Origin of the sequence: Streptomyces sp. NBC_01320 (assembly GCF_035974375.1) — a bacterium.
Lineage (GTDB): Bacteria > Actinomycetota > Actinomycetes > Streptomycetales > Streptomycetaceae > Streptomyces > Streptomyces yanii.
This window is the reverse complement of the sequence record NZ_CP108390.1, coordinates 5,859,062-5,873,088: the sequence shown is the minus strand read 5'-3', so window position 1 is coordinate 5,873,088 and position 14,027 is coordinate 5,859,062. Positions and strand designations below refer to the sequence as shown.

11 protein-coding genes and 2 rRNA genes are annotated in these 14,027 nt (G+C 65.5%); 3 read left to right on the top strand and 10 right to left on the bottom strand.

The genetic code is table 11. From position 1 onward, the window contains the following. The first annotated feature begins 275 nt into the window (after nucleotides 1-275). Both OG395_RS26740 and rrf read left to right on the top strand, forming a co-directional pair. A 23S ribosomal RNA gene (locus OG395_RS26740) occupies nucleotides 276-3,400 on the top strand. A gap of 79 nt (nucleotides 3,401-3,479) precedes the next feature. After that, nucleotides 3,480-3,596 (top strand): 5S ribosomal RNA (gene rrf, locus OG395_RS26735). A gap of 62 nt (nucleotides 3,597-3,658) precedes the next feature. On the opposite strand, the gene OG395_RS26730 is transcribed toward rrf, so the two are convergent. Continuing rightward, the gene (locus OG395_RS26730; protein WP_376339350.1) at nucleotides 3,659-4,438 is read right to left on the bottom strand and encodes a GNAT family N-acetyltransferase; all 780 of its coding nucleotides are present in this window, start codon (nucleotides 4,436-4,438) and stop codon (nucleotides 3,659-3,661) included. 91 nt (nucleotides 4,439-4,529) lie between these two features. On the opposite strand from OG395_RS26730, the gene OG395_RS26725 reads away from it, so the two are divergent. Beyond that, nucleotides 4,530-5,090, top strand: coding sequence for a GNAT family N-acetyltransferase (locus OG395_RS26725; protein ID WP_327245200.1), 561 nt, complete (start codon nucleotides 4,530-4,532; stop codon nucleotides 5,088-5,090). A 118-nt stretch (nucleotides 5,091-5,208) separates the two neighbouring features. Here the strand turns inward: OG395_RS26725 and OG395_RS26720 are convergent, their stop codons facing one another. The 9 genes from OG395_RS26720 to OG395_RS26680 form a co-directional block, all read right to left on the bottom strand. Beyond that, nucleotides 5,209-6,723, bottom strand: coding sequence for a type IV secretory system conjugative DNA transfer family protein (locus tag OG395_RS26720; RefSeq protein WP_327245199.1), 1,515 nt, complete (start codon nucleotides 6,721-6,723; stop codon nucleotides 5,209-5,211). A 1-nt stretch (nucleotide 6,724) separates the two neighbouring features. Beyond that, entirely contained in the window at nucleotides 6,725-8,143 is a 1,419-nt protein-coding gene (locus tag OG395_RS26715) for an ATP-binding protein (RefSeq protein WP_327245198.1), read from the bottom strand. 19 nt (nucleotides 8,144-8,162) lie between these two features. Beyond that, complete coding sequence (locus OG395_RS26710) at nucleotides 8,163-9,713, bottom strand: SCO6880 family protein (protein WP_327245197.1); 1,551 nt, start codon at nucleotides 9,711-9,713, stop codon at nucleotides 8,163-8,165. Then, the gene (locus OG395_RS26705; protein WP_327245196.1) at nucleotides 9,710-11,089 is read right to left on the bottom strand and encodes a hypothetical protein; all 1,380 of its coding nucleotides are present in this window, start codon (nucleotides 11,087-11,089) and stop codon (nucleotides 9,710-9,712) included. Before OG395_RS26705 ends, OG395_RS26710 begins: the two co-directional genes overlap by 4 nt. Further along, on the bottom strand, nucleotides 11,079-11,954 hold the full coding sequence (locus tag OG395_RS26700) for a hypothetical protein (RefSeq protein ID WP_327245195.1): 876 nt from the start codon (nucleotides 11,952-11,954) through the stop codon (nucleotides 11,079-11,081). The genes OG395_RS26705 and OG395_RS26700 overlap by 11 nt, the downstream gene beginning before the upstream one ends. A gap of 187 nt (nucleotides 11,955-12,141) precedes the next feature. Further along, a complete protein-coding gene (locus tag OG395_RS26695) occupies nucleotides 12,142-12,456 on the bottom strand; it encodes a hypothetical protein (RefSeq protein WP_030924923.1) in 315 nt (104 codons plus the stop codon). Nucleotides 12,457-12,759: 303 nt separating this feature from the next. Beyond that, nucleotides 12,760-13,416 (bottom strand): DUF402 domain-containing protein, encoded by a 657-nt coding sequence (locus tag OG395_RS26690; RefSeq protein WP_266983331.1) that lies wholly within the window; start codon nucleotides 13,414-13,416, stop codon nucleotides 12,760-12,762. 176 nt (nucleotides 13,417-13,592) lie between these two features. Further along, a complete protein-coding gene (locus OG395_RS26685; protein WP_327245194.1) occupies nucleotides 13,593-13,844 on the bottom strand; it encodes a DUF397 domain-containing protein in 252 nt (83 codons plus the stop codon). After that, nucleotides 13,837-14,025, bottom strand: a complete 189-nt coding sequence (locus OG395_RS26680) for a DUF397 domain-containing protein (RefSeq protein ID WP_327245193.1) — start codon at nucleotides 14,023-14,025, stop codon at nucleotides 13,837-13,839. Before OG395_RS26680 ends, OG395_RS26685 begins: the two co-directional genes overlap by 8 nt. Between the last annotated feature and the right edge of the window lie 2 nt (nucleotides 14,026-14,027).

The window sequence follows — 14,027 nt, the reverse complement described above, 5'->3', positions numbered from 1 at the left end:
AAGGAATCCAGAGCCACTACGTCGGCAAATGTTCGACGGTGGTCAGCTCATGGGTGGAACGTTGACTATTCGGCACGACAGGTTGTTTTTCACTAGTACTGCTTCGGCGTGGAACGTGGGAAGGGATCGGTTGTGTCGGGCACGTTGTTGGGTGTCTGAGGGTACGGCCGTATGGTCGCCTTCAGTTGCCGGCCCCAGTGAACTCGCCCTTTTCGGGTGGGGTGATGGGTGGCTGGTCGTTGTTTGAGAACTGCACAGTGGACGCGAGCATCTGTGGCCAAGTTTTTAAGGGCGCACGGTGGATGCCTTGGCACCAGGAACCGATGAAGGACGTGGGAGGCCACGATAGGCCCCGGGGAGCTGTCAACCGAGCTTTGATCCGGGGGTGTCCGAATGGGGAAACCCGGCAGTCGTCATGGGCTGTCACCCGCTGCTGAACACATAGGCAGTGTGGAGGGAACGAGGGGAAGTGAAACATCTCAGTACCCTCAGGAAGAGAAAACAACCGTGATTCCGGGAGTAGTGGCGAGCGAAACTGGATGAGGCCAAACCGTATGCGTGTGATACCCGGCAGGGGTTGCGCATGCGGGGTTGTGGGATCTCTTTTTCACGGTCTGCCGGCTGTGAGACGAGTCAGAAACCGTTGATGTAGGCGAAGGACATGCGAAAGGTCCGGCGTAGAGGGTAAGACCCCCGTAGCTGAAACATTGACGGCTCGTTTAAGAGACACCCAAGTAGCACGGGGCCCGAGAAATCCCGTGTGAATCTGGCGGGACCACCCGCTAAGCCTAAATATTCCCTGGTGACCGATAGCGGATAGTACCGTGAGGGAATGGTGAAAAGTACCGCGGGAGCGGAGTGAAATAGTACCTGAAACCGTGTGCCTACAAGCCGTGGGAGCGTCGCTGTTGTTCTTCGGAGCAATAGTCGTGACTGCGTGCCTTTTGAAGAATGAGCCTGCGAGTTTGCGGTGTGTTGCGAGGTTAACCCGTGTGGGGAAGCCGTAGCGAAAGCGAGTCCGAACAGGGCGTTTTAGTAGCACGCTCAAGACCCGAAGCGGAGTGATCTAGCCATGGGCAGGTTGAAGCGGAGGTAAGACTTCGTGGAGGACCGAACCCACCAGGGTTGAAAACCTGGGGGATGACCTGTGGTTAGGGGTGAAAGGCCAATCAAACTCCGTGATAGCTGGTTCTCCCCGAAATGCATTTAGGTGCAGCGTCGTGTGTTTCTTGCCGGAGGTAGAGCACTGGATAGGCGATGGGCCCTACCGGGTTACTGACCTTAGCCAAACTCCGAATGCCGGTAAGTGAGAGCACGGCAGTGAGACTGTGGGGGATAAGCTCCATGGTCGAGAGGGAAACAGCCCAGAGCATCGACTAAGGCCCCTAAGCGTACGCTAAGTGGGAAAGGATGTGGAGTCGCAGAGACAACCAGGAGGTTGGCTTAGAAGCAGCCACCCTTGAAAGAGTGCGTAATAGCTCACTGGTCAAGTGATTCCGCGCCGACAATGTAGCGGGGCTCAAGCGTACCGCCGAAGTCGTGTCATTCGTACATGTATCCCCAACGGGAGTACGGATGGGTAGGGGAGCGTCGTGTGCCGGGTGAAGCAGCCGCGGAAGCGAGTTGTGGACGGTTCACGAGTGAGAATGCAGGCATGAGTAGCGATACACACGTGAGAAACGTGTGCGCCGATTGACTAAGGGTTCCTGGGTCAAGCTGATCTGCCCAGGGTAAGTCGGGACCTAAGGCGAGGCCGACAGGCGTAGTCGATGGACAACCGGTTGATATTCCGGTACCCGCTTTGAAACGCCCAATACTGAATCAGGCGATGCTAAGTCCGTGAAGCCGGCCCGATCTCTTCGGAGTTGAGGGTAGTGGTGGAGCCGACGAACCAGACTTGTACTAGGTAAGCGATGGGGTGACGCAGGAAGGTAGTCCAGCCCGGGCGGTGGTAGTCCCGGGGTAAGGGTGTAGGGCGTGTGATAGGCAAATCCGTCACACATGAGCCTGAGACCTGATGCCGAGCCGATTGTGGTGAAGTGGATGATCCTATGCTGTCGAGAAAAGCCTCTAGCGAGTTTCATGGCGGCCCGTACCCTAAACCGACTCAGGTGGTCAGGTAGAGAATACCGAGGCGTTCGGGTGAACTATGGTTAAGGAACTCGGCAAAATGCCCCCGTAACTTCGGGAGAAGGGGGGCCATCACTGGTGATCCGATTTACTCGGTGAGCTGGGGGTGGCCGCAGAGACCAGCGAGAAGCGACTGTTTACTAAAAACACAGGTCCGTGCGAAGCCGTAAGGCGATGTATACGGACTGACGCCTGCCCGGTGCTGGAACGTTAAGGGGACCGGTTAGCTGACTTTCGGGTCGGCGAAGCTGAGAACTTAAGCGCCAGTAAACGGCGGTGGTAACTATAACCATCCTAAGGTAGCGAAATTCCTTGTCGGGTAAGTTCCGACCTGCACGAATGGCGTAACGACTTCTCGACTGTCTCAACCATAGGCCCGGTGAAATTGCACTACGAGTAAAGATGCTCGTTTCGCGCAGCAGGACGGAAAGACCCCGGGACCTTTACTACAGTTTGATATTGGTGTTCGGTTCGGCTTGTGTAGGATAGGTGGGAGACTTTGAAGCAGCCACGCCAGTGGTTGTGGAGTCGCCGTTGAAATACCACTCTGGTCGTGCTGGATGTCTAACCTGGGTCCGTGATCCGGATCAGGGACAGTGTCTGATGGGTAGTTTAACTGGGGCGGTTGCCTCCTAAAGAGTAACGGAGGCGCCCAAAGGTTCCCTCAGCCTGGTTGGCAATCAGGTGTTGAGTGTAAGTGCACAAGGGAGCTTGACTGTGAGACCGACGGGTCGAGCAGGGACGAAAGTCGGGACTAGTGATCCGGCAGTGGCTTGTGGAAGCGCTGTCGCTCAACGGATAAAAGGTACCCCGGGGATAACAGGCTGATCTTCCCCAAGAGTCCATATCGACGGGATGGTTTGGCACCTCGATGTCGGCTCGTCGCATCCTGGGGCTGGAGTCGGTCCCAAGGGTTGGGCTGTTCGCCCATTAAAGCGGTACGCGAGCTGGGTTTAGAACGTCGTGAGACAGTTCGGTCCCTATCCGCTGCGCGCGTAGGAATATTGAGAAGGGCTGTCCCTAGTACGAGAGGACCGGGACGGACGAACCTCTGGTGTGCCAGTTGTCCTGCCAAGGGCATGGCTGGTTGGCTACGTTCGGAAAGGATAACCGCTGAAAGCATCTAAGCGGGAAGCCTGCTTCGAGATGAGTATTCCCACCCCCTTTGAGGGGTTAAGGCTCCCAGTAGACGACTGGGTTGATAGGCCAGATGTGGAAGCCCGGCAACGGGTGGAGCTGACTGGTACTAATAGGCCGAGGGCTTGTCCTCAGTTGCTCGCGTCCACTGTGTTAGTTCTGAAATAACGAACGGCCGTGTTGTTGCCCGGTGTTGGTTAATTTCATAGTGTTTCGGTGGTCATTGCGTTAGGGAAACGCCCGGTTACATTCCGAACCCGGAAGCTAAGCCTTTCAGCGCCGATGGTACTGCAGGGGGGACCCTGTGGGAGAGTAGGACGCCGCCGAACAATTATTCCGGGAAAGCCCCGCACCTCTGGTGCGGGGCTTTTCTGCGTTCACGGGGCCGTGTTCAGTCCGACGGCGACCATACGTAAGGGGTCGTCGTGGTCACTGCGTGAAAGCCGAGGCGACGCAGGATCGGTGCGCTGTTGTCGGACGCGTCCACCTGCAGATATGGCACTCCGCGGGCTGCCGCAATTTCGGCGCGCGCAGCGACCAGAGCGCGGTAGATACCGCGTCCTCGCCAGGTGGAGAGCGTGGAGCCGCCCCACAGGCCGGCGAATTCGGTTCCCGTCCTGAAGACCAGCCAGGCCGCGGAGACGAGTTCGCCGTCTGCTTCGGCGACCAGGACGGTGATGTCGTCCGGGGCAGCGGCGATCCGGCCCGCCAGGTCATCCCCGATCATGCTCAGATCCTGGCCCCAGATCACCGACTCCATCGCCGCTATGCGGTGCATGTCCGCGGCTTCGGTGACCCGGCGGAGTGCGACGCCGTCCGGGAGCACGGGCGGTGACGCCATGTCCTTCGTGAGGCCGATGAGGATGGTCTCCTCGTCCTCTGCGGTGAAGCCGGCGGCGCGCAGGCGGTCGGTGAGGTCGGCCGGGTGGTCGTGACCCCGTATCTTCCACTCCACCGCCTCTCCCCGGGCAGCGAAGTAGTCACGCTGACGGGCGATCAACTCGTCCAGTTCGGCGCCCCGGACGCCCAGGTCGCGCGGGGCGCTGATGAAACCGCGGAACTGGCCGACGGTCCGTGTCAGGGGGCCGTCCTGTTCGTGGCTGACCCCTGCCGGGGAGTGGGGCGGCACGCCGCGCATCTGCTCGTCATAGGCCGCGAGCAGGCCTTTCATGTCTGTCACGGGAGTAGACAGTACGAGCTGGTGCGGGCCCGGGAGGACGAATTCGGTTGCTCGGGGAGGGGGTGCCGGACAGGATCGGTGTATGGACTATGTGATTCGCCCTGTACGCGCCGAGGAATGGACGCTGGTCAAGGACATACGGCTCGCCGCCCTGCAGGATCCGGCGGCTCCGGTGGCGTTCCTGGAGACGTACGAGCAGGGCTTGGCTCAGCCCGACGCGTTCTGGCAGGGGCGCGCGGCCGGTGGGGCGGAGTCCAGTGGCGACGAGACACGTCAGTTCATCGCCGAGGCACCCGACGGGAGTTGGGCCGGAACGATCAGCGTGCTCATCGAGCGACCGGACGGGGACCTGCGGTTCGGTGCGCCCGCCAAGATCCACCAGGCCCACGTGGTCGGAGTCTTTGTGCGGCCCGAGGCGCGGGGCAGTGGGCTGGCCGACCAGTTGTTCCGGGCCGGGGTCGACTGGGCGTGGTCGCTGGGCGAGCCGCGGATCGAGCGGGTGCGTCTCTATGTGCACGAGAACAACCCGCGGGCCAGTGCGTTCTACCGCCGGTTCGGTTTCGTACCGACCGGGGAGACCCTCGCCGAGCCGGACGATCCGACGGCGCTTGACCTGGAGTACGAGATCGTCCGTCCCCTTTGATGGCTTGCCGCACCGGCTCGGCCGGCTGTCGCCCCGAGCGGCCGGGCTTTTCCGGCAGCCTCGATACCCGTCACGCAACTCCCAGTGCCGTGACCGGCACAGCGTGCCGGGAGGGGCACTAGAGCGGGGACGACCAGCGGGCCCGGGCCTGTTCCTTCGAGCGGAGCAGGACGAGCGTCGGCAGGCCCTGGTCCTGGCCGGTCGACAGCAGTTCAGGGAGTTGGGGGAGTGGTGCCACAGCCGCGACGTCGTCGAGGACCAAGGCCATTGGTGGGTCGAGCCGACCGTCGGTTGACCGTGCGGCCATGCGGCGGCCGTGCTCGACCACGTGTGAGGCGAGGGCGGTGAGCAGGGGCATCGCACCGGGTGTGGAGCGAGGATCCTCGATGGGTTCACCGACCACATAGAGCGTGCCCCCTTCGTCCGCAAAAGATTCCAGTACCAGCGAGTCGGCCCGGTTCGGTGTGCAGGCCTCGCGGATGTGGACCGAGGAGAGTGCGGCGAACGCCCGTACCGTCAGCTCCTGGGCCATCTCCCGGCGTTCGGGGTGACCGGTGAGCGCGGACTCCAGCAGGCCGGCGAGTCCGGAGGCCGCCTTGGGGTGGGTACGGAGCAGGCGTACGGGTTCATGGGCGTTGCCGCTGAGAGCCCAGCGGTGGACCTGGCGGAACGGGCGACCGTCTATGGCGGCGGCGTGCAGCCAGCACTGGAGCAGGGTCTCCGCGGTCCCGGCCGTCATCGCGTCGATACGGGCCTGGGGACGGACCGGGGCGAGGAGCGCGGCTGCGCGGGCGGCTGCCGTATCGGGCTGTTCGCATCCGGCGGTGGGGGACCAGTGGAGGCGGGCCGGGGTGTCGCAGAGGTGGCCGGGGTCGTAGACGAGGACGGGGCCGAGTTTGGCGCGGGCGTCCTTCGTCTCCGCCCAGACGGTGGGGTCCGAGGTGATGACGAGGGCGGGTCCGTCCGCCTCCCGGATGGCCTGGACGACCGTGGGCCGACGGGTGGCGGCCGGGCCGTAGACGACGAGAGGTGTGCGGGGGGAAGGGACGGCCGGCGCGAGGAGAGTGGGCGCGGGGTCCTCGGCGGATTCGGCCGGTGCCGGGGTGGCTGCGGCAGCGGGGGCGGGTGTGGGGACAGGTGCGGGGACGGAGACTTCCACCCCTGCGGGCTCCTCGCGCCTCGCGTGCGCCGTGCGTCTCGCGTCGCCCTCCTCGTCCCGCGCTTCGACGGTCGCTGCGAAGCGCTCTTCGCGACGCTCATCCCGCCGACGTGCTCGTACCGCGCGCCAGCGGGCCACCACGCCCATCACGAACACTGTCAGCACCATGAGCACCATGAGTTCGCCTATGAACAGGCCCCAGAACAGCCCGTAACCGGAGAGCTCGTCCGCCGGTGTGTCGGGCCAGGCTGCCGGGATGTCGTGCGGGGCCGCCGCCAGCCGGCGCATGGCGAGCGGCGTCTCGGTGAAGGTGACGCCCTTCGGCCACGCGCCGTGCGTGAACAGTCCGGACAGACCGGTGGCCGTCCAGGCCAGGACGGCCAGCCCGAGCAGGAAGCCCAGCAGACCGACCAGCAGACCGTCCGGGATGCCGCCGGTGCTCGGACCGGTCTGCTGCTCTGTACGCCCTGCCATGTCATGCCACCGTTGACTCGGACGACTCGTTCAGTCGTTGTTGGTGCTCGATGCGTGCCGCGCGCTGTTCGGTCTCCAGCTCTGCGGCCCGTACGTCCTCCGGCAGCAGATCGACTGCGGACGACTCGGTCATCGCACGGTCGGTGAAGACCAGTGGCCGTTCCGCCTCGGTGATCAGGTGTTTGACGACCTGTACGTTCCCGTTGACGTCCCATACCGCGATGCCCGGGGTGAGGGTGGGGATGATCTCGACCGCCCAGCGGGGCAGGCCGAGTACGCGCCCGGTCGCTCTGGCCTCGTCGGCCTTCTGCGCGTAGATCGTGCGGGTCGACGCCATCTTGAGGATCGCCGCCGCCTCGCGTGCCGCGGCCCCGTCGACCACGTCGCTGAGGTGGTGGACCACGGCGACGAACGACAGTCCCAGCCGCCGGCCGAACTTCAGCAGCCGTTGGAAGAGCTGGGCGACGAACGGTGAATTGATGATGTGCCAGGCCTCTTCGACCAGGAAGATGCGCTTCTTCCGGTCGGGCCTGATCCAGGTGTGTTCCAGCCAGACACCGACGATCGCCATCAGGATCGGCATCGCGATCGAGTTCCGGTCGATGTGCGAGAGGTCGAAGACGATCAGGGGCGCGTCCAGGTCGATGCCGGCGGAGGTCGGGCCGTCGAACATGCCGCGCAGGTCACCGTCGACGAGCCGGTCCAGGACGAGGGCGACGTCGAGGCCCCAGGCGCGTACGTCGTCTATGTCGACGTTCATCGCCTCGGCGGACTCGGGTTCCGGGTGGCGCAGTTGCTCGACGATGTCGGTCAGTACGGGTTGCCGCTCGTTGATCGTCTGGTTGACGTAGGCGTGCGCGACCTTCAGCGCGAAGCCGGAACGTTCGTCGAGTCCGTGGCCCATCGCGACTTCGATGATCGTACGGAGCAGGGCGAGCTGGCCCGTCGTAGTGATCGACGGGTCCAGCGGGTTGAGCCGGATGCCGCCGTTCAGGGCCGCGGTCGGGTCGAGGCGGATGGGGGTGAGGCCGAGCTCCTGGGCGATGAGGTTCCACTCGCCGACGCCGTCCTCGCCCTGGGCGTCGAGGACGACGACCTGGCGGTCGCGGAAGCGGAGCTGACGGAGCACGTACGTCTTCTCCAGCGCGGACTTGCCGTTGCCCGACTCGCCGAGCACCAGCCAGTGCGGGGCGGGGAGCTGCTGCCCGTAGAGCTGGAAGGGGTCGTAGATGTACCCCTTGCCGGAGTACACCTCGCGGCCGATGATCACGCCGGAGTCGCCGAGACCGGGCGCGGCGGTGGGCAGGTACACCGCCTGGGCCTGGCCGGTGGAGGTACGCACGGGCAGTCTGGTCGTCTCCACCTTCCCGAAGAGGAAGGAAGTGAAGGCATCCGACAACGCGGACAGCGGATCTCGCATGGCGTGACTGCCCTCTCGGTTAGCGACGGATGCCTGTGGCGAACGGCAGGGTGTTCACAAAGGCGCGGTGGTGCTCGCGGTCGCACCACTCCAGCTTCAGGTACGACTTGCCGGCCGAGGCCCGGATCGTTCGCTTGTCACGGGCGAGGGACTCGGGTGATCGCGACGACACGGTGATGTACCCCACGAGGTTCACTCCGGCCGCGCCGCTCGCGAGATCTTCACCCCGCTGGTCGAGCCTGCCGTGGGCGGCGATGTCGCGCGGGTCGACGGTCCGGTTCATCTTGGCCTGGCGGCTCGCCTCGGCCTCGTCGTTCGTCTTCTCCGTGAGCATCCGCTCGATGGCGACCTCGGTCGGTTCGAGGTCCATGCAGACCGCGACCGTACGGATGACGTCCGGGGTGTGGACGAGGAGCGGGGCGAGAAAGTTGACGCCGACGGGCGTCATCGGCCATTCCTTCACCCACGCCGTGGCGTGGCACCAGGGCGCACGTGTCGCCGACTCGCGGGTCTTGGCCTGCAGATACGTCGGCTCGACCGCATCCAGTTCGGCGGGCCAGGCGTTGCGCTTCGTCATCGCCTGGATGTGGTCGATGGGGTGGTCGGGGTCGTACATCGAGTGCACGAGGGAGGCGAGCCGGCTCTGGCCGAGCGGCTGGCGCACCCGGATGTCGGCTTCGGCGAGGCGGGCGCAGATGTCGGTCAGTTCGCGCGCCATGACGACGGCGAGCCCCGCGTCCCGGTCGAGCTTGCGGCCTGCCTGCGGGCGGGCGGCGCGGGCCATGGCGTTCGCCTCGGCGGCCAGTTCGCGGTTGAAGTGCATGCACGCGACGAGGTAGGCGCGGTGCTGTTCGCTGGAGGTGGAGACCATCGACTGGAGCTGGTCGTACGACTCCTGCAGCCAGCCCGGGGCCGTCTTGTCGCCCCGCTGGGCGACGTCCTTCGCGTGCGCGTCGGGGTCGGCGGGCAGGGTACGGGCCAGCATCTGGATGCGGGTCACGAAGCCGTCGCCGTTCGCCACATGCTTCAGCAGCGTGCCGAACCGGTCGACCAGTGCCTCCTGGTCCTCGCTGTCGCGCAGCCCGACGCCGGGCCCCTCGATCTCGATCGCCGCAGTGACCGTGCGGCGGTCGGCGTGCAGCAGTACGGCGATCTCGTCCGGGCCGAAGGGGGCGGCGAGCCAGTTGATGCGGCCGATGCCCGGGGGCGGTCCGATCTCGACCTCGCGGCCGTCGCCCCGCACGCCCGCTTCCATGGCGGAGGAACGGTACGCGGCGCCGCGGCGCACGGACCGTTTGAAGCTGCGGTTGATCTCGAACCACTTGTAGAAGGTGCGGTGCTTGTACGGGACGTACACGATCGCCAGCGCCAGCAGCGGGAATCCTGTGAGCAGCACGATCCGCAGGGACAGGACGGGGACGATCAGCCCGCTCATCATGCCGAGGAACGCGCCGACGATGATCAGCGCGATCTCGCCGGTCTCGCGGTTCTTGCCGACGATCGCGTTCGGCCGGGCCCGGCCGATGAGATACGTACGGCGGGGCGCGAGCGGATGGGACTGGGTCGTCAACGCCCTCCACCTCCTGTGCTGTTGTTACCTGAATTGCCTGTACCGCCGCTCCGGCCGGTGCGGCTGCTGTGCGGGGTGCCGGAGGTGGGTCCCGATCCGCTGCGGGGCGGAGGTGCGGCGGAGGGGACAGATCCGCCGCCGACCCCGCTCCCGCCGGTGTTGCGGGAGCTGTGCGCAGCCACACCGCCGCTGACCGGGTTGGCGGGCCTGCCGCCGCTGTTGCCGCCGCCCTGTCCGCCGTTGTCGCCGCCGCTCCGGCTGCTGTGGGTCTTGATGCCCTGGGAGACGAGGGCGGCGGGGGAACTGATCAGGGCTGCGGCCTGGGCGCCGTCGGTGGCCTGCTTGCGGTTGGTACGGGCGCCCTGGATCTCGTCGCCGAACCCGGGGACGAAGCGGTAGATCATCGCCGAGGCGAAGATCGCCAGGAGGATGATGGCGAGCCCGGAGACGACGGCGGAGAACGCGTTCGGTCCCCCGTCGGAGGAGAGCGCGCCGGCCAGCCCGAGCACGATGACGATGACCGGCTTCACCATGATCACCGCGATCATGATGCCCGCCCAGCGGCGGACATGGCCCCACATGTTCTTGTCGACGAGCCCCGAGTAGACGACGACGCCGAGCAGCGCGCCGACGTAGAGCAGGGCGGCCCGGATCACGAGCTCCAGCCAGAGCACGCCAGCGGCGAGGATCGACACGAGCGAGACGACGATCAGCATGATCGGCCCGCCGCCGATGTCGGAGCCCTTGCTCAGCGCCTCGGCGAACGAACCGAAGAAGACATCCGTCTGCCCGCCGGAGGACGACGCGATGACGTCCGTGACCCCGTCGGTCGCCGACACGACTGTGTAGAGGATGAGCGGCGTGAACGCGGACGCGAGGACGGTCAGCCAGAGGAACCCGACAGCCTCGGAGATCGCGGTGGCCACCGGAACGCCACGGATGGCGCGCTTGGCGACGGCGAGCAGCCAGAGGACGAGGGTGAGCACGGTGGAGGCGGCGAAGATGACCGCGTACTGCTGGAGGAACTTGGGGTTGGTGAAGTCGACGTTCGCGGTGCCTTTGACCGCGTCGCTGAGCTTGCCGACGATCCAGGCCGCGGCGTCGGCGCAGCCGCGGGCGAGGGAGGAGAGGGGGTCGAGGGCGTTGGCGGCGTCGTCGGGGGAGGTGGTTTTGGGGCTGCCGGCGTCGCCGTTTTCGCAGTAGTCCTTGGCGAGTCCGACGATGAGGTCGCAGGCGTTGTTGCTCTTACTCGGAGATGGGCTCGGCGTCGGGCTCGGTGCTGCGGTGGCACGGGACGCCAAGAGGACGATCGTGGCTGGGACGCTTCCCAGAACGGACGCGACAGAGATCGCACGGGAGCGACGGCTAGCGGGCATAGGTAAAGCCTCCGTACTGCTCAACCGCACCGGCGATGTCGTCTGCAGTCGATGCCCGGTTGTCGCCGCTGACCGGTGTCGGGCCTTCTGTCTGGTTCGACGACTCGATCTTCCAGTCGTTCCCGACCCATTTCAGGTTCTCGGTGATGGTGAACCAGGTCTCGGTGACGGGCTTGGTGGAGCCTTGACCGGCCATCCCGACAAGGCCTGTGCACCAGACCTCGACGGTGGCTGTGTCCCCGGTCTGCTTGGTCACTTTGGTGCCGACAGGCACGGTCCGGGAGACGAACGTCAGTCCACTGGGTGTGCTGCCGTCTTCGTTCAACCCGACATTGGTGAAGAGGTTTGCGGAGTATGCCTTGTCCATGTCGGCTTGGAGGCGGTCGACCACAGCCGGGTCGTGAGTGGCTTGCAGGATTCCCCGGCGTGCGGCGGCATTGAACATGTCGGCAGAACCGAGTGCTACGGCGTAATTAGTTGCAGCACTCTGCGCACCCTGCTCGTCGTGCGCGAACCCCGACGCGATCGTGCCGTTCTTCCCCGTCACCGGCTTCGTACCCGTCGCCGCCGTCGGTGCCGCCCCCGCTTTGTTGCCGCCGCCGGTCCCTTTCGACGCCCCGCCGTCGTTCCCGCCCCCGCCCATGTTCGCGAAGGCGATAGCCGCGATGAGGAGGACGACCACGCCGACCACCATGACCAGGGACCGTGAACTGCGGGCCGGCCGGCGGGAGCCGCCGTAGCCGTCGCCGCCCCCGCCGTCGGGGAATCGTGTACGGGTCTGGCGCGTTCCGCCCAGTGTGCTGTATCCATCGTCCGTACGGCCTGTGCCCGAGTCGCTGTAGCCGTGATCGTCGCCGGCACTCATGCTGCGTAGGCCCCCTCAACCGTGTGCGATTCCGCGTAGTACGACGGTAGCCGTGCTGGTTCCCGCGCGGACGCGGTGTGGTGACTCGACATCAGGGAGACGCAACCTCTGCCGGTGGGCACGACGGACGGATGGGATGGAAGCGGAACGGGGGCAGCGGCAGCCTTCCGGGCAGGCTGACTGACGGTTAGATGGCCATGCCGTAGACGATGGTGAACAACGTTCCCAGCGATCCGATGATGAAGACACCGGTCAGACCGGCAACGATCAGGCCCTTGCCCTGTTCTGCGCTGAACGTGTCGCGCAGCGCCGTCGCGCCGATGCGCTGCTTGGCTGCTCCCCAGATGGCGATGCCGAAGCAGAGCAGGATGGCAACGGCCATGACGACCTCGATCATCACTTTGGCTTCGTCGCCCAGGGCTCCGAACGGCCCCCACTTGGGAGCGATGCCGTTGATGATGGTGCTGATGCCGCCCTTATCAGTGTCAGCTGCCAGGACCATGTAAGTCACCGCCCCTGTTGGGTAGTTCACTGCCCCTGCCACGTGGCATGGGTCGCTCTCTATCTTCGCTGATGAATCCGCCCAGGTGGGACTACTTGACGCCTCTCTTTCATGGGATCTCGCACGTTTGACCGGTCCGACCGCCCTGACCTGCGGATCGAATCGGTGTGTGACCACATATGTATGGTTACTCTGTGTATCACGGGGGGTGACGCTGGGCAATCATTGTCATCTCGCCACCCTGGCCGAAGCCCGCCTGCGGTCCCTTCTCGCGCCCATCGGGGCAGGCGGGTTGGGGGTCAGTCAGAGGACGGAACGACAGGGGCCCGGCGGGCGGGGCGGTGTCGTCCAGGTCTTCGGTGGCCGGAAGTCGCACCAGGAGCCGTCAAAGGGAAAGGTTCCGGCCTCGACCAGCCGCGCGACTCTGGTGCCCTCGGCGCGGATGGCGGCCGCTTCATCGGCCGACCAGTAGACGGGGTGGCCGGTCTTCTCGGCGAAGGACTCCTCGTCCTTCCACTGCCAGGACCGGTCCGGTGCGACGTTGATGTCGAGCTCGTGGTCGGCGATGTCGATGTCGTCGCCGTGGTGGACGCGGCGCTCCAGATTCACGTACCAACCGCGGAACTTTCCCCTGCGGCCGAAGAGCCACAGTACGGAATGTGCGGCGCCGGTGGGCTGATAGAAGAGGGCGCTGCCCATCGGCCACCGATCGGGGACCACCGGATATCCGGTGGCGGGTCGGTCGTCCGGGGCGATGTCCCGGAGATGTGCGCCTCCCGGGAGCTCCGTGCGCCACATGGGCGCGCCCGTCTCCATCCATATCAGCTGGCCCTCGTCCGTGCGGTCGACGAGACGTACGGGCACCGAGGCACTCAAGTGGCCGCCGATGAAGAAGTTCCAGTGCAGAATCCGGCCCGGTACGTCGTCCGTGGTGTTGATCAAGCGCGCGAGACGGTTCATGGATCAATCCTTGCTGCCGGGACCCGATGGTGGGGATGTGCTCTGTTGTGCCCGGTCAGGAGCAAGTTCAATGCGCGGAGAAGGTCGTGACGTGGCAAAAGCCTGTCGGCGGGACGGGCGGCGAACAGTGAGGAGCAGGCCGGTTCGTGCCGTCCGGCAGGCAGGAGCGCGAGCGGTCAGGCCGGGGTGACCGGGCCCCCGCCAGCCGGCTCGGCGAAGTGGTCGAACTCGCCGGCCATGACGCCCTTGGTGAAGGCCTCCCATTTCGTCCGGGTGGTCGTGACGATGGTGGACGGGTCGTCGGTCTCGCGCAGGTGGACGAGCCCGTCCGGTCCGAAGGCGATCTCGACCCAGGGCCCGGGGCCGTCCTCCCCCTCAGGAGCGGCGCGGACCCAGGCGAGGTCGGCGGGTATGTGCTGGTCAGCCATGGTTGATGCCGGCCTTGACGCTTCGGAGGAGAGCGGCCCAGGCGGTGGGCGTGGTGCGGAGTATGGCTCCGGTGGGGTCGCTGCTCTCGGTGACGTTGACCGTGTTGTCGTGGGCGGCGACGTGTACGCAGGAGTTCCCCTGGGCGCAGTAGGAGGACTTCTGCCAGGTCAGATCGGTCATCT